Origin of the sequence: Flavobacterium acetivorans (assembly GCF_020911885.1) — a bacterium.
Classification (GTDB): domain Bacteria; phylum Bacteroidota; class Bacteroidia; order Flavobacteriales; family Flavobacteriaceae; genus Flavobacterium; species Flavobacterium acetivorans.
The window spans coordinates 178335-203404 of sequence record NZ_CP087132.1 but is presented as its reverse complement, the minus strand read 5'-3'; the positions used below and the strand labels follow the sequence as shown (position 1 = coordinate 203404).

16 protein-coding genes and 1 tRNA gene are annotated in these 25070 nt (G+C 36.5%); 3 read left to right on the top strand and 14 right to left on the bottom strand.

From position 1 onward, the window contains the following. The first annotated feature begins 43 nt into the window (after window positions 1–43). Window positions 44–1087: an endonuclease/exonuclease/phosphatase family protein gene (locus LNP19_RS00840; RefSeq protein ID WP_230062928.1), complete on the top strand. Its 1044-nt coding sequence runs from the start codon at window positions 44–46 to the stop codon at window positions 1085–1087. A gap of 12 nt (window positions 1088–1099) precedes the next feature. Here LNP19_RS00840 and LNP19_RS00835 read toward each other — a convergent pair whose 3' ends face one another. From LNP19_RS00835 to LNP19_RS00805, 7 genes are all read right to left on the bottom strand, one after another. Continuing rightward, the gene (locus LNP19_RS00835) at window positions 1100–1726 is read right to left on the bottom strand and encodes a WbqC family protein (protein ID WP_230062927.1); all 627 of its coding nucleotides are present in this window, start codon (window positions 1724–1726) and stop codon (window positions 1100–1102) included. A gap of 89 nt (window positions 1727–1815) precedes the next feature. Next, window positions 1816–3387: a signal peptidase I gene (gene lepB / locus LNP19_RS00830; RefSeq protein ID WP_230062926.1), complete on the bottom strand. Its 1572-nt coding sequence runs from the start codon at window positions 3385–3387 to the stop codon at window positions 1816–1818. Between the two features lie 84 nt (window positions 3388–3471). After that, window positions 3472–4176: a 4-hydroxy-tetrahydrodipicolinate reductase gene (gene dapB / locus LNP19_RS00825; protein ID WP_230062925.1), complete on the bottom strand. Its 705-nt coding sequence runs from the start codon at window positions 4174–4176 to the stop codon at window positions 3472–3474. A gap of 50 nt (window positions 4177–4226) precedes the next feature. Then, window positions 4227–4787: a DUF5683 domain-containing protein gene (locus tag LNP19_RS00820; RefSeq protein WP_230062924.1), complete on the bottom strand. Its 561-nt coding sequence runs from the start codon at window positions 4785–4787 to the stop codon at window positions 4227–4229. Beyond that, window positions 4787–5686 carry a ParB/RepB/Spo0J family partition protein gene (locus tag LNP19_RS00815; RefSeq protein WP_230062923.1) on the bottom strand — a complete coding sequence of 300 codons (900 nt, stop codon included), beginning with the start codon at window positions 5684–5686 and terminating at the stop codon, window positions 4787–4789. The genes LNP19_RS00820 and LNP19_RS00815 overlap by 1 nt, the downstream gene beginning before the upstream one ends. Before the next feature lie 4 nt (window positions 5687–5690). Beyond that, a complete protein-coding gene (locus tag LNP19_RS00810; RefSeq protein ID WP_230062922.1) occupies window positions 5691–6458 on the bottom strand; it encodes a ParA family protein in 768 nt (255 codons plus the stop codon). A 331-nt stretch (window positions 6459–6789) separates the two neighbouring features. After that, a tRNA-Pro gene (locus LNP19_RS00805) sits at window positions 6790–6864 on the bottom strand. 157 nt (window positions 6865–7021) lie between these two features. Here LNP19_RS00805 and trxB point away from each other — a divergent pair. After that, window positions 7022–7969: a thioredoxin-disulfide reductase gene (gene trxB, locus LNP19_RS00800; protein ID WP_230062921.1), complete on the top strand. Its 948-nt coding sequence runs from the start codon at window positions 7022–7024 to the stop codon at window positions 7967–7969. A 69-nt stretch (window positions 7970–8038) separates the two neighbouring features. Here the strand turns inward: trxB and LNP19_RS00795 are convergent, their stop codons facing one another. The 5 genes from LNP19_RS00795 to LNP19_RS00775 all read right to left on the bottom strand — a co-directional run bounded on the left by LNP19_RS00795 (window position 8039) and on the right by LNP19_RS00775 (window position 12476). Next, a complete protein-coding gene (locus LNP19_RS00795; RefSeq protein WP_230062920.1) occupies window positions 8039–8872 on the bottom strand; it encodes a GIN domain-containing protein in 834 nt (277 codons plus the stop codon). Between the two features lie 214 nt (window positions 8873–9086). Continuing rightward, window positions 9087–9827, bottom strand: coding sequence for a head GIN domain-containing protein (locus tag LNP19_RS00790; protein ID WP_230062919.1), 741 nt, complete (start codon window positions 9825–9827; stop codon window positions 9087–9089). Window positions 9828–9829: 2 nt separating this feature from the next. After that, complete coding sequence (locus LNP19_RS00785; RefSeq protein WP_230062918.1) at window positions 9830–11560, bottom strand: PspC domain-containing protein; 1731 nt, start codon at window positions 11558–11560, stop codon at window positions 9830–9832. Between the two features lie 2 nt (window positions 11561–11562). Then, window positions 11563–11895 carry a PadR family transcriptional regulator gene (locus LNP19_RS00780; protein WP_091205948.1) on the bottom strand — a complete coding sequence of 111 codons (333 nt, stop codon included), beginning with the start codon at window positions 11893–11895 and terminating at the stop codon, window positions 11563–11565. 125 nt (window positions 11896–12020) lie between these two features. After that, window positions 12021–12476, bottom strand: coding sequence for a DUF4870 domain-containing protein (locus tag LNP19_RS00775; RefSeq protein WP_230062917.1), 456 nt, complete (start codon window positions 12474–12476; stop codon window positions 12021–12023). A gap of 197 nt (window positions 12477–12673) precedes the next feature. On the opposite strand from LNP19_RS00775, the gene LNP19_RS00770 reads away from it, so the two are divergent. Beyond that, a complete protein-coding gene (locus LNP19_RS00770; RefSeq protein WP_230062916.1) occupies window positions 12674–13126 on the top strand; it encodes a DUF4442 domain-containing protein in 453 nt (150 codons plus the stop codon). A 122-nt stretch (window positions 13127–13248) separates the two neighbouring features. Here the strand turns inward: LNP19_RS00770 and LNP19_RS00765 are convergent, their stop codons facing one another. Next, a complete protein-coding gene (locus LNP19_RS00765; RefSeq protein ID WP_230062915.1) occupies window positions 13249–13467 on the bottom strand; it encodes a hypothetical protein in 219 nt (72 codons plus the stop codon). 160 nt (window positions 13468–13627) lie between these two features. After that, window positions 13628–25033 carry an Ig-like domain-containing protein gene (locus LNP19_RS00760; protein ID WP_230062914.1) on the bottom strand — a complete coding sequence of 3802 codons (11406 nt, stop codon included), beginning with the start codon at window positions 25031–25033 and terminating at the stop codon, window positions 13628–13630. Window positions 25034–25070 lie beyond the last annotated feature (37 nt).

Sequence of the window (25070 nt, the reverse complement as noted above, 5' to 3'; positions counted from 1 at the left end):
AAGAAAGACAACCGTTATAATTGAATAAACAAATAAGCATAATATGAAAAACCTTTCATGGTTCAATAGAATAATGTTTGTTTTAAACATTGTTCTGACAATAGTGACTTTTATTGCTTATGTTTTGCCCTTTTTGGCGCCCAAAATATTTCCCATATTATCAGTGTTGACACTTTTTATGCCAGCATTTTTTATACTCAATGGCTTGTTTTTTGTGTATTGGGCTATACAGTTTAAAAAACGAATGATTCTTTCGGGTTTGGTTCTTTTGATGGGAATTACATTTATCAATAAATTCTACAAATTTTCAGCGCAAGAATATCCACAAGACGAGAAAGATTTTATCGTAATGAGTTATAATGTGCGTTTGTTTAATTTGTTTAAATGGCAAGACAAGCATTATGTTCCTGAGGAGATTTTAGCTTTTATAAACGATAAAAACCCCGATATTTTGTGTATACAGGAATATTCATCATCGGCTAATATTGATCTGAAAGTCTATCGCCATAAATATATTTTTATGGAAGGCAATAAAATTAAGACAGGTCAGGCTATTTTCTCTAAATTTCCTATTATCGATCAAGGAAATATTGTTTTTCCTAATTCTAATAACAATGTTGTTTATGCTGATATTAAGAAAGGAAAGGATATTATCAGGGTTTACAATATGCATTTGCAGTCAATAAAAATCTCTCCGGATGTAAATGAAATTTCTGATAATATTGACGTTATCAATAAAGACAAATCGCAATTATTGCTTATTAGAATCAGTAAAGCTTTCAAGCAACAACAACAGCAAGCCGAAATTTTTAAAGAGCATAAAAGAAAATGCGCCTATCCTATAATCATTTGTGGTGATATGAATAACAGTGCTTTTTCCTATGTTTATAGAAGTATAAAAGGTTCTTTAAAAGACAGTTTTGAAGAAGCGGGAGTTGGTTTTGGACAAACCTATAAGTTTAGGTATTATCCAGCTCGAATTGATTATATTTTTGCGGATGAGAAAATGAAAGTCAAAAAATTTGAAACCTTTCCAGAATTTGATAATTCAGATCATTATCCTATCATGGCAAAGTTGGCTTTGTAATAATGCGAAAAATTATTTCAGAAACAACTTTTGGTTTCTCAAATAATCGACTGTGAATTTACCTTCATTAAAAAGTAAATCAAGGACACTCAAATTATTGATGAAGCCGTGTTTGTCATCAAAAACCTGTGGATAAGCTTCGAATACGGAACTGTCTTTTTTTCCGTTGGTCAAAAACCTAAAATCCAGAAATTCGTTAGGATCTGTTTCTTGAAAAAATTCTGTAGTAGTTTCAAAGTTAAATTTCATTCTAAGACATTTAGAGATCACTTCTAAAGTTTTGAAGTTCAAGTCTAACAGAAAGTCATGTTTTTTTTCAAAAATAGGGCGAATATCATCTTCGAAATACTCAAAAAAAGGAGAGCTTCTGTAAGCTGATTCTAAGGATTTGAAATGCTGTTTTTGCCAATCAAAATCATTTTCGATACGGATTTCCTTTGTTTTTTGACGGTTCAATTTTGAATGTTTGATGGGAATATTCAAAAGCTGTATCCCATTAGGACTATAGATATACGTACGATTGCGATTAGTCTGTTTTTGGAAATTATCTTCTATTTCAAATATCAGCTTTTCAGCTTGAACTAAAGCTGTAAAATGGCTTATAGAGGGGAAATAAGTAGGGTGGAGTAAGGTGTGCATATTTATCTAAAGTTATAAAGTCTAAAGTCTAAAGTCATAAAGTAGTTCTTAAAAGAGTACTTTATGACTTTCGACTTTGAAACTTTTGACTAATTTTTATTCTCTTTTCTTTTTTTCCAAAAATATTCACCCACAAAGAATGCAGCCAAAATAATAAGGAAGTATTTGAAATAAGATTGCGGCTGTCCTTCACCGTTTACGGTTGTAAATACACGATCCCAACGTACTTTGTTTAATCCTTTTCCGTTAGTATCCCAGCTCATCCAAATGAAAACAGGCTTTCCTACAATATGATTTTCGGGAACGTAACCCCAGTAACGACTGTCTTCTGAGTTGTGACGGTTGTCTCCCATCATCCAGTAATAATTTTGTTTGAAGGTATAATCAGTTACGATTTTGCCATTCAATCTGATTTCGTTTCCAGTAACTTTTAAATCATTCTTTTCGCCATTGTCATTCATTTCGTAATCAGTAATGATTCTTTTGTAGAAAGGCAAGGTTTGGGTTGTTAAAGCCACTTTTTTTCCTTTTTGAGGAATATAAATGGGGCCCATATTGTCTTGGTTCCAATCATTGATATGAGGGAAAATGCCATCTTCGGTACCTTTCGCAATGATTCTTGTTACGGCCGTTATTCCAGGAACATTTTTTAATCTTTCTGCTCCGGCTGCAGTTAACGCACGGAATATCAAAGTGTCTTTTGATTCGTTTTTGTAACCAACATCATCAGTGATATCCATATCTTTTAGCAGGTATTCAAAATCAATAGGGGTTTTTCCATCTAAAGCGACAGCATAAGAAAATTGAGGTTTAGCTCTTTCCGGAAGTTCTAAGATTTTACCGTCAATATATACGATTCCGTCTTTGATGGATAGGCTGTCACCGGGAATACCAACGCATCTTTTTACATAATTTGATTTCTTATCAATAGGTTTTATTACGCCCGGTCTTCCTTTAGGCTCAAAGAAATAGTGAACAGTATCTACAGGCCAATTAAAAACCACAATATCGGTACGTTTTATGTCTTCAATTCCCGGTAATCTTAAATAAGGCAGTTCTGGCCAGTTTAGATAGGATTTCTTTTTGGTAAGAGGAATAGAATCATGAACCATAGGTAAAGCAACTGTGGTCATAGGAACTCTGGCGCCATAATTGACCTTACTTACAAATAAAAAATCGCCAATTAAAAGTGATTTTTCCAATGAAGAAGTCGGAATAGTATAAGGTTGTATGAAATAAGTGTGAACGAATGTAGCTACAATAACGGCAAAAAGTAAGGAGCTGATTGTATCAGCAGTTTTGTTTTCAGCATGTAGGCTTCTGTCCGCTATGTAATCTAGTTTTTGAGTATAATTGATGTAATAAATATATAAACCACAAGTGATTATGCCAAGAAAAGTATCCAAGCTCGATTTTTTGCCAAAGCTTCTTAATGTTTCGGTCCAAATAACGGGAAACATAATCAAGTTGATTATTGGAATGAAAAGCAATAATGTCCACCATGTAGGGCGTCCAATTATTTTCATTAAAATAATTGAATTGTATACAGGAATTGCTGCTTCCCAACGTTTTCTTCCTGCAGCTTCATATAATTTCCAGGTTCCTAAAAAGTGAACAATTTGGATGAATAAGAAAAACACAAACCATTGATATAGTGTCATAATAAGTTTATTTGGTTAATCGTTTATTTGATGATTCAAAATCACAAGGTTTTATGATTTCTAAAAATCTAATTATCTAAAAATCTATTTATCTAGTTCTAATACATCTTTCATTGAGAAAACTCCTTGTTTTCCTATAATCCATTCAGCAGCAATTACGGCACCTAAGGCAAATCCTTCGCGGTTGTGAGCTGTATGTTTAATTTCGATAGAATCAACAGCAGAATTATAAGTCACGGTATGTGTTCCAGGAACGGCTCCTATTCTCTTGGCGTCTATATGAATTTGGTTTTCTGTAGGATTTTCTAATGTCCAGTCTGTGTAAGCGCTGTTCTCTATAACTCCTTTTGCCAATGAAATAGCAGTTCCACTTGGAGCATCTAATTTTTGAGTGTGGTGAATTTCTTCCATTTCAACACGGTAGCTGTCCAGTTTAGACATCATTTTGGCTAAATATTCATTCAATTCAAAGAAAATATTCACTCCTAAGCTAAAATTTGAACTAGATATAAAGGCTCCGTTTTTTTCGTTGCAAAGAGCAATCATTTCGTCATAATGCTCCAACCATCCCGTTGTTCCAGAGATTACAGGTACATTGTTGTGAAAACAATTTGAAATATTGCTTACTGCAGCTGTAGGAACACTAAAATCGATGGCTACATCAGCATTCGAAAGGCCTTCGTAAGTGTTATGCTCGTCTTTTCTTAAAACGATTTCATGACCTCTTTCCAATGCAATTCGTTCGATTACCTGTCCCATTTTTCCGTATCCTAAAAGAGCAATTTTCATTTTGTGTGTTTTTTTTTTTGAATTAAGTGAGCGAATGTTTCTTTGAAGAACTAGAAGCTGTAATTAAGAGTTAGTCCAACATTAGTTTTAAATGTTACATCATTGGGATAAATAACCGGTTTTACCGATAGGTTTTCATCTACGTTGAATTGAATTAAGGCTGCGTCAACATTGGCATCAATGATGTTTAGTACGTAAAAACCTAAAGTTACTAGCGCAGATAAATCTCGGTTGCGCTGATAGAATTTTTGACCCGCAATCAATCTATTGTTATCCAAATAAGTAAAATTGTCATCATTATATCCCTCAAGTCTGCGCTTATAGGCATCTCTATACTGATGGTATTTTTTGTTATTGTCCAGATAAAAATAGAGACTGGTTCCCATGGCTCCATAGACAAGCGGAATTTTCCAGTATTTTTTATTATAGGCCTGACCTAATCCGGGTAGTATGGCCGAATAAAAAGCTGCTTTAGCCGGAGTCAAGGGATCTATGTCGTTTGATTTTAGACTGTCTTTAGCAGCAGGAAAAGCGGGAGTTTCTACTTGTGCAAAAACTCCCGCGTTGCCTAGAATAAAAAGAAATATTCCTATCGAAATAATTTTTTTCACTATCCTTTTATTAGTTCTATTATTCTGTTGAAATCTTCTTCAGAGTGGAATGGGATTGTGATTTTTCCTTTCCCATTGCCGGCTACTTTTACTTCGACTTTGTTGCCAAAATAATTAGTAAAAACCTTTTTTCGGTCCTCGTCAATTTCAAAAGAAGACGATTTTGCTTTGGTTGCTGGTTTTGGTTTTAAACTTTCTTGGTAGTTTTTTACTAAGGTCTCTGTGTCACGAACAGAAAGATTTTGGCTAACAATTTTTTGATAGATATTAGCTTGTGCGTCTAAATCTTCAATATTAATGATAGCTCGTCCGTGTCCCATACTGATAAAACCGTCACGAATTCCTGTTTGAATAATTGGATCCAGTTTTAAAAGGCGTAAATAATTGGCAATTGTAGAACGTTTTTTTCCTACTCTGTCGCTCATTTGTTCTTGAGTTAGCTGAATTTCATCCATCAATCTTTGGTACGAAAGCGCAATCTCAATAGGATCTAAGTCATGACGTTGAATGTTTTCAACCAAAGCCATAACCAAGGATTCATTGTCATTTGCAATACGTATGTAAGCTGGTACGGTAGTCAGTCCCACTAAAGTAGAAGCGCGAAGACGACGTTCACCCGAAATCAATTGGTATTTGTTGAAGTCTAATTTTCGTACTGTAATCGGTTGGATAACTCCTAACTCTTTGATGGAAATAGCCAGTTCTTTTAATGATTCTTCATTAAAATTACTTCTGGGTTGAAACGGATTGATTTCTATAGAATCAATTTCCAGTTCTATTATGTTTCCAACAACTTTATCAGCATTTTTATCAGTCGCTGATTTTATATCATTTTCAGGATCTTTTAATAATGCAGATAATCCTCTTCCCAGAGCTTGTTTTTTTATTGCTTTTGCCATAAAATTATTTGCTGTTTTTCTTTATAATTTCCTGAGCTAAATGTAAATAGTTTGTAGCTCCTTTGCTGGTTGCATCATAGTTGATGATGCTTTCTCCAAAACTAGGCGCTTCACTCAATTTTACATTTCTTTGGATAATAGTATCAAAAACCATGTCGTTGAAATGTTTTTGAACCTCTTCTACCACTTGGTTGGAAAGACGCAATCTTGAGTCATACATCGTTAGTAATAATCCTTCAATATCCAATTCGGGATTGTGTATTTTTTGGATGCTTTTTATGGTGTTCAATAATTTTCCTAAACCTTCAAGAGCAAAATACTCACATTGAATAGGAATAATTACGGAATCAGAAGCGGTCAATGCATTCAGGGTAAGTAAGCCCAAAGAAGGAGCACAGTCAATAAGTATATAATCGTATTGATCCTTTACACTTTCTAAGGCTTTTTTTAGCATATATTCCCTGTTTTCCTTGTCAACCAATTCAATTTCGATGGCAACAAGGTCAATATGAGCTGGAATTAAGTCTACGTTTGGAGCAGAACATTTAATAACAGCTTCCATAGGAGTGTGGCTGTGCTCTAAAATTTGGTATGTTCCAATTTCTACACTCTCTACGTCTATTCCTAATCCTGAACTGGCATTTGCCTGAGGGTCAGCGTCAATAAGTAATACTTTTTTTTCTAAAACTCCAAGTGAAGCGGCAAGATTTACAGATGTTGTAGTCTTTCCAACTCCTCCTTTTTGATTAGCAATCGCAATGATTTTGCCCATTTGTTTTCTAAATTTTGAACCGTAAAAATACAATTAAATATGGTTTCTGAAAATCTATTTTGTTAACATTTGTTAATGGCTGATTTGTTGCTGATTGGCTCTTTTTTTCTTTTTGTAATTTGTGTTTTTTTATAAAATTCAACTATTGATTAGATTCAAGTGGTTGAATTTCAATTCTTTTTCGTTAGGGTTAAGATTTTTTTTAGGAAAGAGGAATTTTTAGGTATTGAGTATAGCATTGCGCTACATAAGTTTTTAAACGAAATGAGATGGTTTTGTTTTGTGAAGTGCTAGATGAAATAAAAAAAGCCGAACAAATGTTCGGCTTTTGTCGGGGTGGCAGGATTCGAACCTGCGGCCTCCTGCTCCCAAAGCAGGCGCGATAACCGAGCTACGCTACACCCCGTAACGCTGGTGCAAAGATAGAAATATTTTTTATTCAAACAAGACAAAAATAAAAATAGGGGAATATTATTTCGGAATAGTCAAAATTGATATTTTTTTGATGGTAGTTTTTATTAAAAAACTACATTTGTATCTTTGAAAATAAAAATAAACACACTATGTCAGATACAATCGAAAAAATTAAATGCCTTATCATAGGTTCTGGTCCTGCAGGCTATACTGCAGCTATTTACGCTGCCAGAGCAAATATGAATCCCGTTTTATACCAAGGAATGCAACCAGGTGGACAGTTAACTACAACTAACGAAGTGGAGAATTTCCCGGGTTATGTTGATGGTGTTACTGGACCTGAGATGATGGTTCAATTGCAAGCACAAGCACAACGTTTTGGTGCAGATATTCGCGATGGTTGGGCTACAGAAGTTTATTTTTCGGGGGATGTGCATAAAGTTTGGATTAATGGCAGTAAAGAATTGCATTGCGAGACAGTGATTATATCTACTGGAGCTTCGGCTAAATATTTAGGTTTGGCATCAGAGCAACATTATTTAAAAATGGGTGGAGGTGTTTCTGCCTGTGCTGTTTGCGATGGGTTTTTCTATAGAAATCAAGAAGTAGTTATTGTAGGGGCCGGAGATTCGGCTTGTGAGGAAGCACATTATTTATCTAAACTTTGTAAAAAAGTAACCATGCTGGTTAGAAGCGAGAAGTTTAGAGCTTCTAAAATCATGGAAGAGCGCGTTAGAAAAACGGAGAACATCACTATTTTGATGAATCATGATACTATCGAAGTTTTAGGAGACGAACAAGTAGTAACCGGTGTTAAAGTGTTGAACAAGAGTACAGGTGATACGTTTGAAATTGAGGCTACTGGATTTTTTGTTGCTATTGGACACAAACCGAATACAGATATTTTTAAGGATTATATTACTCTGGATGAAACGGGCTATATTGTAAATACTCCGGGAACTTCAAAAACTAACGTACCAGGAGTTTTTGTTGCAGGAGATGCTGCCGATCATGTGTATCGTCAGGCAATCACTGCTGCAGGAACAGGCTGTATGGCTGCACTTGATGCCGAAAGATATTTGGCTTCTAAAGAATAATTAGATTCGAAAATAGTAATAAAAATGCCCCGTTCATCTTAGAATGGGGCTTTTTATTTGGAAACTTTGTTATTTTATTTTCTTGAATAATTTTGCTTCTTCGCTAAACTTGGTTATCTCAATTTTAGGATTTCCATAAAGCTGAATTGACGACTTGTCTCCTGCATTTATAATAATGGATGTTAGGGTATTAATGCTACAGCTGGAACTGCTTTCGGCGCTTAGATCTACATTTTTAATACTGAGCTTTTTGCCGTTAAAATTAGAGTTGTTTTCCATTCGGATAATGGCATTTGTGGCATCGCCTTCTATGTTTGCTTCCGATTTTTGATATAGGTCAAAACCTAAATCTACAGTGGTAATTAATGCTTTTAGGTTGGCATTTTTGCTTAATTCAATTTTTGCTTTTTCGGATTTTAGATTAATTTCCATTTTTGTATCATCATCTGCTTGTAGCAGAAAATTTGTTGAATTTACATTCAAAAATAATCGGGAATTGTCAAAAGCTTTTATCGTGATGTCCTCCAGATTAATTTCTTGAATGGCGTTTATTTGTGATTTTTTATTGGCGATTACCAAATTTAAATCAGCGGTATAACTCAGTTTCACAATTAGTTTTTTGTATTGAGTCGCTTCTTTTGAAGTGTAAAGATGCAGCACATTATCTCTTAATTCAATTTTGATAATATCATGGAGATTGTCATCGGCCTCAATTTTTAAGGCAGTTTCTTCCGATTTTTCCAAATAAACTTCTAAGTTGTCTTCTACTTCAAGGGTGTCGAAATTTCCAATTTTCCTTTGCTCAGTAGTGACGGTTTTTGACCCTTTTATTTTTTCTTTTTTTTGTGCCAAAGCCAAAGTAGTCGACAAAATAAACAGGAGTAGGAAAGTGTATTTCTTCATCTTTAATAGGTGTTTCTACAAATATAATTAAAACATTTTCTATTGCGGAGTGTTTTGTATGCTAATTTGATACGTGAAGGTTGGGACTTTTTATTCGTTTTTAGTTTAAGGATGATGATAAAAAAGAATCCTTACTTCTTTGAAAGGAGTAAGGATTTTTTTGGCCGGTTTTAAAGTTTTCGATGATTGTTTTTATTGGTAAAATTCTATCTGCTTAATTGTGTGAGATACTTCCTCCTGAACTCGATCTTTTTTCGATTGATTTAGGAATTGTGTTATAGGAAATACTACTTCCGCTAGAGGCTCTGGCGTTTAAACTGACAATAGGATGCAATCGAATGGAAGCACCACTGGATGATTTTGCTTCTACATCATTTACTAATAAGTCTGCTGCGTTGATTTCACTTCCGCTAGAAGCGATGGCTTTAAGATTCAGTGCCAAACCAGAAATGCTAATCGTGCTTCCGCTGCTTGATTTTGTGCTAATGTAGTCTGCTTTTATGCTTAGATTCATACTAGAGGCACTTGATGTTCTAAGGTTGATGTTTTCTCCTTTTAGTGTATTGATGCTGCTTACAGAGGAAGCGCTTGAAGCACTCAATTCTTCAATAACAGGCATCCTCACGATCACTTTTTTGGATTCAATATTGACAAATGAATTGTAATCACATCCGATAATGAGTACACCATTTTCCACTTTTGTAGTAATGCTTTGTTGTAAATTATCATCAGCCTCCACAATAACTTCCTTTTTGTCTGATTGTTCAATAACAAGGTCAATAGCGTTGCTTACTTCGACACTTTTAAATTCGCCATGTACGGCTCTTTTTTCGGTAGTTACAGTTCCGCTTCCTTTTATCGATTTAAAGTTTACAGAATGGTTACAGGATGCAAATAGTAAGGCTGTTAAGGCAACCAGAATAAATTTTGTGATGATTGAGATGATTTTTAACATGACTATTTCGTTTTAATGATTATACCGTCTTTGTTTATTTTTAGCTCTTGGATGTCTTTTTTTGAATGAATAGTGCTGTCATTTTTTATCGAAATACCGTCCTTATTGATGGTAACATTGGTTCCTTCGTTATCATTGTATTCATAATCGTTCGCCATTTCTTGATCTTCTTCGATTGCGCAATTCAGACATTCTATTTTAGTGTTGTTCACTATGTAAACGGCATCAGTAAAATCAGGATTCCATGTAAAATAATCACCATCAGTAAATTCATAATTTTTAGTGCTGGAATCTAATTTAAACAAAGTTCCTTCAGGCAAATATAAAGTAATTTCTATTTCCTGATCGCGGAATTTGTTTTTGAAATCAGTCAACAAATAATTGTCTAAAATCAATTTATTTCCTTCAATTTTATATTTGTATTTTATTTGTTCTGCTCTTTGTCTTGCTTCTGCTAAGGATTTTCCTTTGGCTTGCTTCTCAATTTGAATATAGGGTAATTTTTCATCTGTTTTTTCTATTCTCAATCTAACGTCATTGGAATAGATTATGTCTGTATTTGCAGAATCTTGGGTCACCATGAAATCTCTTCGGTCATCTACATTTTTTGCAAAATAATCATTGTGTTTGAATTTAATGAAAAGGGTATCATTGGTTTTCAAGACAATGTTTTCTTTTGTACTTACTCTTCCATCAGCTGCATAAGCAGAAGCTTGTTTTATTCCAATTGAAATCGCCAATGAAACGGCAATCAACCAAAGTGCTAATAAGGTATATTTGGCAATGCTTCCTATGGATTTCATGTTTGGAGCCAATAACTTAAAACCTAATAATACTAGGAAAAAGAACGGAATTCCTACAGCAAAGAACATGAGCAAGCCGAAAGACCAAATAGGATAATCAGTAAAATTGCCCGCTTCAATAAAACCTTGCCAAGGCAAGTCGATCACATTAGATCCTAATGTAAAAACACCAATTAATAATCCGATAAGTACTGATAAACCAGTCATAATTAAAATTACTCCTAAAAATTTAGCAAAAATCTTAAAAACCGTCATAATGAAATCACCAAATGAGTTTCCTATTTTGTTAGCACCTGATTTTATTTGGTTGCCATATTTGTCGTAATCAGCATTCTTAATTTTGTCAGAAACATTTTCAAATTCTTCTCTAACTTTTTTTTCGATATTCGAAATATTAACCGGTTCTCCAGTCATTTCCAGTTTTTCGGATGTTGTTACTGCTTCAGGTGTTACTATCCAAAGGATGATGTAAGCAAGAATTCCTGTACCAAATCCAGCAAAAACCAGAAGTATTAAGACAATTCTAATCCATACGGCATCAATTCCAAAATAATGACCCAATCCGGCTGCCACACCGCCAATCATTCCTTTTTCTTTGTCTCTGTAGAGTTTTTTTGATCTTCGGTTTAAATTTCCGCTAAAAGCTTGATTGGTCTGCTTATCTTCTTCAATGATATAATCTTCCGGCTGTCCCATCACAGCAATAACCTCATCTACATCTTTTAAGCCCACTACATGTTTTTCGCTTTTTTGCTTCTCGTTCAATAATTCTGATACGCGCATTTCGATATCTTTTATGATTTCTTCCTGTCCGGATGAATTGGATAAAGAGCGTTTTATAGCGTCAAAATAACGGGTTAATTTTTGGTATGCATCTTCATCTATATGAAAGAACATTCCTCCTAAGTTTATATTTACAGTCTTGTTCATGGCTATTGTTTTTGGTTTGTTATTAGGTTTACAGCATCTGACAATTCAGTCCAAGTGCCATTGAGTTCATTTAAAAAGGTTTGTCCTATTTCGGTTAGGCCATAGTATTTTCTTGGCGGTCCTGAGGTTGATTCTTCCCAACGGTAGTTTAGTAAACCATCATTTTTAAGTCTGGTCAATAGTGGATAAATAGTGCCTTCCACGACTAATAATTTTGCGTTTTTTAAAGTGTCTAATATCTCCGAGGTGTATGCATCTTTTTCTTTCAATACAGATAAGATGCAAAATTCGAGAACACCTTTACGCATCTGGGCTTTTGTGTTTTCAATGTTCATAATTCGTCTTTTTGATTTTGTTGTTGATTAAACTATTCATTTTTTGATTGATGATTTTTTTGGAGCTAATCCTGCTTTCCATTTAAATCAGGGCTAGATTGCATTGTTGCCTTTCCGCTTCAGTTTTATTTTAGGAACGGTATGGTGATTGGGTATTTGTATTTTTCTCCATTAGATGTTTTTATGGAGGCATAAATGATTAAGAAAAATTCGGCTACTTTTAATGCGAAAAAAATAAGAACGGCTATTATACCAACGGTGATTAACCCGATGCTATTTTCGAAATCGAAATTGTTAATTATAACATCATTGTCATTTATAATGGCGCTGAATGGTATATTTTTTAATAGTGTGATAAGGAAAATAGGAACTGCGATGATGATAAGAATCAAAGAGTAAAGCAACAAACTCAGTTGAAAATTAAGAACCTGTTTTCCGTTATGATCCACAAATTCTGATTTGTCTTTTTTTGAAGACCAAATTAGTATTGGGAATATATAGTTTCCAAAAGGAATAAAATATTGGGTTAATGCACTCAGATGAGTAAATGTTGCGATGTTTTTTTCAGTTGTTGTTTCCATTTTTAGTTGATTTTTTTTGATGATGATTAGATCTTAAGGAATGTCCTATTCGAGTACCTAGTAATTTCTTATACAAATATATGGTGAAAAGACAGTATCTTGTATCGCATAGTAGTAAATATTAACAAAATATTAACAAAATAGTTTTATATGTACGCATAGCATTATTTTGTATATTAGCCAAAAAACCAGTGATAATGAAACTTACAGCTTCCAGACTGAATAAATTTTTGTTGTTCAAATTACCCTCTGCATTTATATGTGGGGTAAGAGTGAAACAAATTGATGAAACCCAATGTGTAGTTTCGGTAAAACACCGCTGGATCAACCAAAATCCTTTCAATTCGATGTATTTTGCCGTACAAGCCATGGCTGCCGAATTGACAACGGGAGCTTTAGTAATGTACCAAATTCAGAAGAGCGGAAAAAAAATATCAATGTTGGTTGCCAATAATAAAGGGAATTTTACCAAAAAAGCTACAGGAAGAATTTCTTTTGTTTGTAATGATGGGCACTTAATTGAACAAGCCATACAGCAAACCATCACTACAGGGGAAGGACAAACCTTTTGGATGAAATCTATTGGGACAGATGAAAAAGGAGTCCAAGTATCTGAAATGGATTTTGAATGGAGCGTTAGGGTAAAATAAGAAACTGCACTCTTGTTCTAAAAACTAATTTTCCAATTTTAGATGATTAGCTTTCCAAGATTTGGAATAAAAGCCATAAAAAAACGCCTCATTTTGGAGGCGTTTTTTATGAGTAAAGTAAATTATGCTTTTTTAGAACAACACGCTTTGCTTTTTTTGTCTTTCATGGCAACGTCACATTTTTTTTCATCGCCTTTACATTTCGCTTTTTCCTCTGCTGTCATTTTTTTAGCACAACAACTTTCTTTTTTTGCCACTTCTTTTTTTGTAGCCTTTGTTTCTTGTGCACTTGCATTAATTGTAAAAAGCGCAATTGCTAAAAGGGTAACTATTTTTTTCATTATCATGGTTTTAGATGTTAATAAGCTCAAATATAAGAATAATAAACTTTTTTAATTAAAAAGGTTTGGTTAATATTTTCTTAAGAATTTCGCTTTGTTTTTTTAGTGTTTATTTTGGTTTAACTGTTTGAAATTCATTTGTTTTATTTTGACTATGATATTATTCAATATTGATTTTTTTACTGAATTCTCCTTTATCAGTTATGATTTTTATGATATAAATGGCCTTGTTGATGTTTTTAATTGGAATTTGTATGTTGTTTTGCTTCTGATCTTTGATTGCCCAATTTCCTAAATTTTGACCTAATATATTGAAAACATAAACTTTGGTTACTTTAGTATCAATCAGGTTATTTATAATATTCAACATTTTGCTATTATTGGAATAAAATACGGTGAATTCTTCATTGCTGTTGAGTTCGTCTGAAATAAGGGTTTTATTCTCAAATTGTAACGAGAAACGCTTGTTGTATTCCCCTATAGGCAAAGAAATACTAAAATCTTTATTACGGATATCGTGATATATTTGAGTTAGCTTATCGTACAGATATATTTCAAGAGTAGTGGGGATGTTTTCTAAGTCATCAATTTTGATTGTTGTACTACCTTCGGCAGCTACTGTAATACCTAGTGGTATTGTTTGTTGTTTATTAATTTCAGGAATTGCCTGAATTGCAAATGGTCGATCATTCATTTCCCAATACATATCATTTTTGGTCATGTCAATCATTGGAGCATCATAACCAATATCAAATTGGTTCGTAGTATTAGCATCTGCTGTAAGTAAAATTTGTCGGTGTGAACCAGTAGCAGAAATGAATCCTAATCTGATTTTTAGTCTTTTATCTTCAATTGAATTTTGCTCTTTTGAATTTTTAGTTGCAACGGTTTTCATAAATATAGAACTTCCTGAAGTTTCTCTTATAAATGCTCGTTGGCTATTTTTAAAATAGATATATCCTGGAGTAGTTGCTGACGAAATGGATCCCTGAATAGAAGGATCAGGAGTGGCATCTACAAAGAAAGCTTGCCCTACAGGAATATAACGGCCAGGTGTTCTTGAGCTGGGATTGCTCGTACCCGATGTTAATGAAGAGTCATCAACGGCTGGCAATCCTCCTGCCAAAGAATAAATAGCATAGCCACCCTCGTATTGCGCTAATAGATGGTTGTTTGATAATCCAAAATGATCCCAATAATAGAGAACGCCATTAAATGTGCTTGATGCCCCAGTACAACCCGAACAACCATTTAAGTTGTTTCGAATAAAGGCGTCAGCATCAAGCGCACTAGGATAGGGGTTTCCTATCAAATAGGTTTGGTCCGTAGTTAAAAAAGAAGTTGTGATATCCCCAGAATTTGGTTTTCCTACAAAAACATAATTTTGAGTAGCATTAATTGCCGCTGTTCCGCCAGTTCCTTTCATGCTGAATCCATCACCTACTTTAATTAGACCAGCACTACCAACAAGTTTCCACTGATAAAAATTGTCCCATTCAGAATTAGAATCTGGGGTGGTAGCATTATAGGTTAATATCCATCGGTTGCTTATTTTTATAGGAGAAGAAAGAGTTCCGTCAGCAAAGTAGGCTCCATCTCCAAAAGTGATGATTTTTGGATTTGCAGGATCAGTTCCATCTCTTAAAACTCCAGCAACATTATAGGTACTGTTATTGGTACTTACTGGAGAGGACCAATAATTATAATTGAAACTATTTCTTTGGCCTTGTTGGTCTCTTAATAACATTCCTGAACCGCTAGTTGGATTTATCGCCGTTCCTTCCTGAACTAATTGAGCTTCTCCTGTCAAGCGGATATCACCACTTAATAGAGATACAAAGTTTGAAACGGTTAATTCAAAAGTATCCACTACACTTATTCCTTTGGCTCCTCCTGTAGTATTAGTCGTTAAATTATAAAATTTTTCATTGGTTTTTATTCCGAGATTTATATTTTGAATTTGATTGGCTGTTCCTCCATTAAAAGTCACGGTACCGGTTCCAGCAATGAATGTTCCGCTATTTTTCCAGTCACGGCTGATCTGTAATTCAGAATTATTAGTGTTGACCATAGTGACTGAAGCTCCATTTGCGATAATGATGTCTCTGGCACTTGCTATAAAACTATAGAGAGAAGCATAAGGAGAGGTTCTATCAATTATAGGCATTCTTAGACCTCCCGATGGATTAGCAGGGATTTGCGCATCAATTGTATAGGATGGAAGACCTTGTTCCCAGTTTTTGCAGTCAAACCAATCGGTACTTGCTAAACCAGTCCAAACACCCGGAGTTCCAGTCAGTACATCTACAAATGCAGAACCTGTAAGGCCTTGGGGTAGTGCTACTGTACAATTGGCATCACTCAAGTTGGTCACAGTATAGGTTTGATCTGCTGTTACGTTAGGGACACTAAATACATATGGATTAGTACTTGTGGTTACCGTTGTGGAAGCGGTTCCATTAGAATAGGTTACAATCCAAGGAGCTTTTCCAGTTAGAGTAATATTGAAAGTTGCAGTTCCTCCATAGCAAATTGTTTGATTTGGACCTATGTTAGCCGTAGGTCTTTTATTTACAGTAACAGTAATATAGGTCGTGCCTTCAGGGCCGTAGCTAGTACATCCGTTAAGGTAGGAGGTTACAGCATAAGTAGTTGTTTCGGTTGGGCTTACCGTTACATTTGTCGAATTGCTTACACTAATTATCGCACCTGTTCCAAGATTTTGCCATTGTGATGTTAAGTCAGGAACTGGTGCTTGAGGAATCTTAACATTGTCTATAGCCCATGAACTGCCTCCAAACGCGTTAACACTATCTACCGTTCCGTGGAAATTAAATTTGATTCTCAAATTAGAATAGCCTAAATAAGCATCTAAAGGAATGCTCATGGCTGTATTGAATTTATTATAAGGGCCTTTATTTCCGGTATAAGTAATTAAGGTTACTGGATAGGTTGCTCCTCCATCAAAAGAGAGTTCTACTTTTCCCCATGCACCTGAATTTAATTGATAAGCGTAATCAAATGTTAAACTTGCAGACGTTAGACCCACTAAATCAAATATTGGAGTTTCTAATCGTGAATCAATAGCACCTCTGACAATTGCAAACTTGTCGTTAGAAGCAGTGTCGTATTCAGTTCCAGAATTTCCATTGGTTTCTAACCAAGTATGGTCTTTTCCGTTATCGCCAGAGGCATTAAAATTTCCTCCATCCACATACCATCCAGGAGGTTGGGCAGTATTAAAAAGACCACCATCTTGTAAGTTTTGACTAGAAGAGTAAGTAGCGCTAGAAGTTAATGTTGTTGATTCCCCTTCGCAAATAGTAGCAGGTGTTGCGCTAATAGGTGAAGGTTTTATGTTTGGAATGATGAATAATATGGCTATGTCAGATTTAACTACTGTACAAGATCCATTTTGTAGGCTAGCTCTAAAAATAGTGTTCGTGATTATATTGGAATAGTTAAATGTTGTATTGCCACCATTAGCTCTATTAGTCCAAGTATTTCCGGCATCGGTTGAGGTTTCCCAATATAAAATGGTACCAGTATATCCACTTAAAGTAACTTGCCCAGAAGCAGAGTGACAGTCAGTGCGGGTTTTAGTGCCGTCAGAATAGGTAATTGTTCCTCCCACTGAAGAGGGCTCAACGGTTATGGTGAATGTTTTTGGGGTTCCAGTACATCCATTAACGGTGGAATTAACGGTTATGGTTGCATTGATAGGATTGGTTCCCGAATTTGTTGCGGTGAAGGTGCCAATATTGCCAGTTCCTGAAGCAGCTAATCCGATACTTGGATTGCTATTCGTCCAAGTAAACGTGCCACCAACAGGAGTCGATGTGAAAGTAGTGGCAGGAATAACTGCTTGATTACACACTGTTATGTTTGAAGGCACTGATACTGTTGGGTTAGGATTAACTGTTATGGTAAATGTTTTTGCCGAGCCAATACAATTTACGCTTCCATTATTAAAAGAAGGAGTAACGGTAACTGTAGCTACAATAGGAGTTGTACCGGAATTGGTAGCGGTAAAAGATGGAATAGCTCCGTTTCCAGATGTTATCCCTATAGATGGAGTATTATTTGTCCAAGAATAGGTTGTTATTCCTCCAGTATTAACAGTTCCAAAAGTGATAATAGGGGTAGAATTGCTATTACAAACTACCAGATTTGTTGGTTGGTTTACCTGAGCCGCAGGGTTAACAGTTATAATAAAAGTTTCAACTTGACCATTGCATTTAATTCCTCCGTTATCATATGTTGGAGTTACATTAATTGTTGCTGTAATTGGCAGGCTTCCTGAATTTGTAGCAGTGAATGAAGGAATATTGCCATTTCCAGAAGCTCCCAAGCCAATTAATGTGTTGTTATTTGTCCAAGAATAGGTTTTAGTTCCTCCTGAATTTGAAGATCCAAAAATGATCGGAGCAACTGTATTTCCATTGCAGATATCAATATTAGTTGGTTTGGTTACATTCGCTTTAGGATTAACGGTAATGGTGAAATTTTTTGTTGAACCAATACAGCTTATTCCGTCATTAGTGTATGTTGGAGTAACTGTTATTGTGGCTATTAAGGGAGAATTTCCATTATTAATCGCTGAAAAAGAGGTAATAGAGCCACTTCCAGATGCGGCTAGACCTATTGAAGGGGTGTCGTTGATCCAATTATAAGTTGTAATTCCTGCTGAGTTTGTAGTTCCAAAGTTCACTGCGGTGACAAAACTATCATTGCAAACTACTTGATCTAGAGGCTGATTTACCTGAGCAGATGGATTAACGACTACAGTAGCGGTTATAGGTATTCCGTTACAATTGGATGTTGACGGGCTAATTGTAAAAGTTACAGTAATAGGAGAATTGGTAGTATTGATTAAATTCCCACTAATGTTCCCATTGCCACTAGAAGCTATGCCAGTAACGGTTCCTGTATTGTCTCTTGCCCATGCAAAATTAGTAGAAGGGACATTTCCTGAAATACTTATTGGTAAAATCAGATCAGCTGAGCAAATGGTTTGTGTCTTGTTAGTAGCTATTGCATCAGGCGTGGAATTTACTGTTACCGTTGAAGTTGTTTCGCAGCCGTTAGAATTGGTATAAGTTATAATTGCTGTACCAGCTAAAATACCACTTACTAATCCTGTATTACTAACTGTTGCGACTGATGTATTAGAAGATACCCATGGATTGATTACTGCTGCTGTACCCGATCCTGTTAATAACGTAGATGTTCCCTCGCAGATTATAAGAGTACCGTTTATTGTAGGCAAAGGATTGACTGTTAAAGTTGCTATTGCAGATTGTACAGAAGAACAAGTGTAACCTGTAGGTCCAGAAATTAAAACGTCATAGTTTCCGGAATCTGTTGTTGTAATGTTATTTAGTGTTATTGAAGAGGATGTCAATGTAGAAACGGAGCCGCCAATATTTGTGCCGTTTTTTCTCCATTGGAAAGTCAAAGGATCTCCATTTGCATTGGCAACTACAGAAAAGGTTACATTAGACCCTTTGCATAATGTTTGCGAGATGGGTTGCGAGTCGACAATAATGGCTTGATCAACATTCAATGTTCTTTGGGCGGACGTCACAGCAGAGCAAGCAGAAGCCCCACTTACAATTACATAATAAAGACCATCATCTGATAAATTGGCTTGGTTAAAATGAAGATTTGATGTTTGAGCACCGGAGATATTTCCTGAATTAGCTACCGGTGTACCGCTTGGGGCAGAGCCTTTATACCATTGATAGGTTAAATCATCACCAATAGCTACAATATTCAAATCAGCGGGAAAGCTAGCGCAAATACTAGTATTGGAAGGTTGAGTTGTAATTACGACAGCTTTTTTTATGGTCAAGGTTTTTGTAGCACTTGCTATTGAACAAGAAGTCGCTGAATTTGTAGTTAATGTTAAAATTACATTTCCACTAAAATTTGAGGCTGGTGTGTAAGTTACAGTTTCTGGGGATGCCGTTTGAGCAGTACTACTTAAGGTTCCTCCTCCAGAAGTAATCGACCAGGCTCCCGTAGTTGCTCCACCGCCAATTGAAGCTCCTGTTAAAGTGATAGCTGAAGGTAATGCTGACTGACAAATAGTTTGATTAGAACCTGCATTTACAGTCGATGCTGCATTCACAGTGATTGTTCTTGTAGCACTTACGGCTGAACAGCTATTTAAAGCATTTGAAGTTAAGGTTAAAATAACATTCCCACTATAATTTGCTGCTGGAGTATAAGTAATTGTAGCAGGTGATGCAGTTTGTGCAGTACTGCTTAATGTTCCTCCTCCAGAAGTAATTGTCCAGGCAGCTGTTGTTGCCCCTCCGCCAATGGAAGCTCCGCTTAAGATAATTGCCGATGGTGATGAAGATTGGCATACAGTATTAGTCCCACCTGCATTTACCGTAGAATTGGCGTTTACTGTAATTGTTCGAGTTGCACTAGTCGCAACACATGAACTTAATGAATTTGTTGTTAATGTTAATATGACATTTCCACTAAAGTTTGCCGCAGGGGTATAAGTGACAAGTTCTGGCGATGCTGTTTGTGCCGTGCTGCTTAATGTTCCTCCACCAGAAGTTATGGACCAGGCTGCTGCTGTTGCTCCTCCGCCAAATGAAGCTCCACTCAAAGGTATGGCTGAAGGGGATGCTGATTGACAAATGGTTTGATTCAAACCAGGATTCACCGTTGAAGCAACATTAATAGTTATTGTTCTAGTTGCAGTTATCGGAGTACATGAAGTTGCAGAATTTGTGGTTAATGTTAAAATGACATTTCCACTATAATTTACCGCTGGAGTATAAGTTATTGTTGCAGGTGATGCCGTTTGTGACGTACTACTTAATGATCCTCCTCCTGAAGTGATGGACCAAGCTCCAGTTGTAGCTCCACCACCTATTGAAGCTCCAGTTAAAGTAATTGCTGAGGGCGATGAAGATTGACAAATGGTTTGATCCAATCCTGCATTTACAGTCGATGCTGCATTCACAGTGATTGTTCTTGTAGCACTTACGGCTGAACAGCTATTTAAAGCATTTGTAGTTAAAGTCAAAATGGCCACTCCGCTATAATTTGCCGCTGGAGTATAAGTTACGGTATCTGGCGATGCCGTTTGTGCAGTATTGCTTAAAATTCCTCCTCCAGAAGTAATAGACCAAGCAGCAGTAGTTGCTCCTCCACCAACTGACGAACCTGATAAAGTTATGGCTGATGGAGTTGAAGATTGGCAAATAGTTTGATTAGATCCTGCATTTACAGTAGATGCAGGATTGATGGTAATAGTTCTTGTGGTACTTATTGGTGAACAAGAACTTGGAGCATTTGTGGTTAAAGTCAAAACAACTGCTCCGTTATAATTTGGAGCAGGAGTATAAGTCACTGTTGCTGGCGAAGCCGTTTGTAGAGTATTGCTTAAGGTGCCTCCGCCTGAAGTAACTGACCAGCCAGCGGTAGTTGCGCCACCTCCAATAGTCGCCCCTGATAAGGTTATGGCAGACGGTGACGCAGATTGGCAAACAACATCTGCTCCTCCGGCATTTACAGTAGGAGCTGCATTAACTACAATCGTTCTTGTTGCACTAGTTGGAGAACAGGCTGTTGGTGCATTTGTAGTTAATGTCAAAATTACATTTCCGCTATAATTTGCTACTGGGGTATAAGTCACAGATGCTGGCGTAGATGTTTGTGCTGTTGAGGATAATGATCCTCCTCCTGAAGTGATAGACCAAGCTGCTGTTGTTGCTCCACCGGAAACTGTTGCTCCAGATAAAGTAATGGCAGATGGCGAGCTAGATTGACAAACAGTATCAGGGCCTCCTGGATTTACAATAGGGATGGGGTTTACGGTTACAATTGCGCTTCCGGAAATAGTTCGATTACATGATTTTCCAGTTGAATAATCTATACTTGTTAAAGTATAAGTTGTGCTAGATGATAAGGCGGGAGTTGTCAATACGGCTGTTCCACTTGCGCCAATATTTATTGTTGAGCTTCCAGCAACTCCAGACACAGTGTAGCTCACAGTAGTATTTGGAGTCCCATTGAATGTGATGTTGGTAGTTGAGCCAGAGCAAATAGTGGTTGTCCCAGCGATGGTTGCTGTAACTGGAGGTAAAACGGTAATGGTCATTTGGTCGGTTGAAACCGGGCAACTACCTTCAGCTCTTACAGTGGCAGTAAGTGTTACGAATCCACCATTGGTTGCAATTGAATTATCGATGGTATATGTAGCATTGGCTTTACTATTGTTCGAAAAACTTCCAGAAGGCGCTGACCATGTTAAATCATTATTTATATTAGTCGCACCACCACCTGTAGCAGACAATGTAACCGAAGTTGTTGCTGCACAAAGTATTAAATCAATGCCAGCATCGACGTATCCAAAAGTTCCTACAGTTGCAATATAATTAGGGCTTGTACTTGATCCGCAAGCATTTGTAGCAGTAACAGAAATGTTTTTGCTTCCAGTTGATTGTACGCCAGCATCAACAACTATGGCTGTTGTTCCTTGTCCTGAGGTAATGGTCCATCCAGAGGGTACATTCCAAGTGTAGTTGGTCGCATTTACAACTGCTGGAATAGAATACATTAAGCCATAAGCTATAGGGCATAGAGAACTAGACTGACCGGCTGGAGCAATTGGTATTCCTGGAGTAGTTGGAATGCCTGAAAATACGGTTATCGGGCGTGATGCGGTTACGGTACCGCCACAACCACCAGTTATGGTATATATAATATCGCAGCTGCCAGCACCTGTAGTGGTAACAAGTCCTGAAGCATTGACGGTTGCAACTGCGTTATTGCTACTGCTCCAAGTTCCACTACCACCTCCTAAGATTGCTGAATTGGTAGTAAAGGTTGTTGAGGTTGAAATACAGAGATTACTAATCCCAGTAACGGAAGCAATACTCGCATTTGGATTTATAGTTATCGATTGTTGAGCAGTTTTAGTTCCTGAACAACCTCCTGTAATGGTGTAAATTATGTTTGAAGTTCCCGCTGAAATTCCAGTTACAACTCCTGTTGATGAATTTACTGTTGCAACCGCAGTATTGCTACTGCTCCAAGTACCGGTTCCACCACCCAAAACAACAGAATTAGCTAAAAAAGTTGTTGATCCAGAAATACATATAGGACTTGATCCAGTAACCGAAGCAATACTTGCATTAGGAGTTATAGTAATCGATTGTTGCGCAGTTTTTGTACCCGAACAACCTCCTGTAATGGTGTAAATTATGTTTGAAGTTCCCGCTGCAATTCCAGTTACAACTCCTGTTGATGAATTTACTGTTGCTACTGAAGTGTTACTGCTGCTCCAAGTTCCAATTCCTCCCCCCAGTACAACAGAATTTGCCGTATAAGTTGTCGTTCCAGAAATACATATTGGACTTATCCCTATAACGGAGCCAATACTTGCATTAGGAGTTATAGTTATTGATTGTTGAGCAGTTTTAGTTCCTGAACAGCCTCCTGTTATCGTATAAATTATATTTGAAGTTCCCGCTGCTATTCCTGTTACGATACCTGTTACGGAATCTACTGTTGCTACTGAAGTGTTACTACTGCTCCAAGAACCAGTTCCACCCCCCAGTACAACAGAATTGGCTGTGTAGGTTGTCGTTCCGGAAATACATATTGAACTTACTCCAGTTACCGAAGCAATACTGGTATTAGGAGTTACAGTTATTGATTGTTGGGCACTTTTAGCTCCAGTGCAACCCCCAGTTATAGTATAAATGATATCACAATTCCCAGCTCCAATTCCAGTTACTTGACCTGACGAATTAACCGTAGCCACAGCTGTATTACTACTGCTCCAAGTTCCAATTCCTCCTCCAAGTACAACCGAATTTTCCGTGTAAGTTGTTGTTTCAGAAACACATATTGGACTTGTTCCAGTTACCGATGTAATACTTGCATTTGGATTTATAGTAATTGCTTGTTGGGCAGTTTTAGTACCTGAACAGCCTCCAGTTATGGTATAAACTATGTTTGAAGTTCCCGCAGCAATTCCAGTTACTATACCTGTTGCTGCATCTACTGTTGCTACACTAGTGTTGGTACTACTCCAAGAACCGGTTCCGCCACCTAAAACAACGGAGTTTACTGTATATGTTGTCGTTGCTGAAATACATATTGTATTTGTTCCAGTTACCGATGAAATACTGGCATTAGAAATTATAGTTACAGCCAAAGTACTTACAGAACTTGTTCCACAGCTGTTGCCAGCGGTAACGCTTATATTTCCATTTTGACCGCTAGTACCAGTTGTAACGTTAATAGAAGTAGTTCCTTGTCCTCCAGTTATTATCCATCCTGAAGGGACAGTCCAATTATAAGCCGTCGCATTGGCTACAGCCGCAATCGTATAGGTTTGATTGTTTAATGTTGGACATTGCGTGGCTAGTCCTGATATAGACAAAGGGGCGGCAGGTATGGCGGGATTTACAGAAATTGGAATACTGTTACTTGTTGTCTTAGCGGGAGAAACACAAATTGCATTTGATGTGAGTTCTACGGAGACGATATCACCATCAGCTAATGTAGAAGTAGAAAAATTAGGGCTATTTGTGCCAGAGTTATTGTTATTTATCTTCCATTGATAAAAGGGCGTATTTCCTCCATTTATTGGTACTGCCGAAAAAGTAATATTTTCTCCAGGACAAATGGTTGTTGTCGATGCAGTAATGCTTACAGAAGGGATTACGCTGTCATTGACGGTCATCGTTATTTGATTGCTGTTTGCGTTTATGGGAGAAGCACAAGTTGCATTAGAGGTCAAAACAACAGTTACTTTGTCTGTATTTGTAAGAGATGATGAGGTGAATATAGCGCTGTCAGTTCCAGCGTTCACACCATTTACTTTCCATTGGTACGAAGGCGAACTACCACCATTAGTAGGAGTTGCAGTAAAAGTTACAGAGGTTCCAGCACAAATAGTATTGCCAGGGTTGACTCCAATTAGTACGGATGGTATCGGAATTGGATTAACATTTACTATTATAGAAGTACAAGCAGTAGTATTACAAGTTCCATTATAGCGTACATAATAAGTTGTATTGCTAGTTGGAGATACACTAATGCTATTTCCAATTCCAACGGGTGTTCCGCCACAAGAACCCGAAAACCATTCAGCAACGGCTCCTGTCCCTAAGGTTCCTCCGCTTACTGTTAGCGTTGTGGATTGCCCATTGCAAATTGTAGTTGTTCCAGAAATGGTTGTTGGAGCAACTGAAAGAGTATTGACGGTGACGGTAGAAACATCAGTGTATGTTATATTACAAATAGTGGCGGTATTAGAACTTGCAAAAACAGAATAAACAGTTGTTGTTGAGGGTGAAACTGAAAAGGATAAGTCAGAACCGGTTCCAATTATTGGACTGCCTATATCAATGGCTCCAATTCGTAATTGATAGTTCATAGTTGTTTCGCTATTGGACAAAATAATTGTAGCATTTTGACCAATACATATAGTGTCATCAGAGAGGTTTCGTTCTAAACAATCCTGCCCGAAACTATAAAGAGAACTTAATAACAATAAAATTATGAAAAAGTATTTTTCTTTCATGATAGCCTACATTTTAGAATCAAACAGTTATTTGTTA

What these genes read in the sequence shown, in the direction of transcription:
- LNP19_RS00840 (WP_230062928.1), top strand. Translation starts at nt 44, where the DNA reads ATGAAAAACCTTTCATGGTTCAATAGAATAATGTTTGTTTTAAACATT.
- LNP19_RS00835 (WP_230062927.1), bottom strand. Translation starts at nt 1,726, where the DNA reads ATGCACACCTTACTCCACCCTACTTATTTCCCCTCTATAAGCCATTTT.
- lepB (WP_230062926.1), bottom strand. Translation starts at nt 3,387, where the DNA reads ATGACACTATATCAATGGTTTGTGTTTTTCTTATTCATCCAAATTGTT.
- dapB (WP_230062925.1), bottom strand. Translation starts at nt 4,176, where the DNA reads ATGAAAATTGCTCTTTTAGGATACGGAAAAATGGGACAGGTAATCGAA.
- LNP19_RS00815 (WP_230062923.1), bottom strand. Translation starts at nt 5,686, where the DNA reads ATGGCAAAAGCAATAAAAAAACAAGCTCTGGGAAGAGGATTATCTGCA.
- LNP19_RS00810 (WP_230062922.1), bottom strand. Translation starts at nt 6,458, where the DNA reads ATGGGCAAAATCATTGCGATTGCTAATCAAAAAGGAGGAGTTGGAAAG.
- trxB (WP_230062921.1), top strand. Translation starts at nt 7,022, where the DNA reads ATGTCAGATACAATCGAAAAAATTAAATGCCTTATCATAGGTTCTGGT.
- LNP19_RS00795 (WP_230062920.1), bottom strand. Translation starts at nt 8,872, where the DNA reads ATGAAGAAATACACTTTCCTACTCCTGTTTATTTTGTCGACTACTTTG.
- LNP19_RS00790 (WP_230062919.1), bottom strand. Translation starts at nt 9,827, where the DNA reads ATGTTAAAAATCATCTCAATCATCACAAAATTTATTCTGGTTGCCTTA.
- LNP19_RS00785 (WP_230062918.1), bottom strand. Translation starts at nt 11,560, where the DNA reads ATGAACAAGACTGTAAATATAAACTTAGGAGGAATGTTCTTTCATATA.
- LNP19_RS00780 (WP_091205948.1), bottom strand. Translation starts at nt 11,895, where the DNA reads ATGAACATTGAAAACACAAAAGCCCAGATGCGTAAAGGTGTTCTCGAA.
- LNP19_RS00775 (WP_230062917.1), bottom strand. Translation starts at nt 12,476, where the DNA reads ATGGAAACAACAACTGAAAAAAACATCGCAACATTTACTCATCTGAGT.
- LNP19_RS00770 (WP_230062916.1), top strand. Translation starts at nt 12,674, where the DNA reads ATGAAACTTACAGCTTCCAGACTGAATAAATTTTTGTTGTTCAAATTA.
- LNP19_RS00765 (WP_230062915.1), bottom strand. Translation starts at nt 13,467, where the DNA reads ATGAAAAAAATAGTTACCCTTTTAGCAATTGCGCTTTTTACAATTAAT.
- LNP19_RS00760 (WP_230062914.1), bottom strand. Translation starts at nt 25,033, where the DNA reads ATGAAAGAAAAATACTTTTTCATAATTTTATTGTTATTAAGTTCTCTT.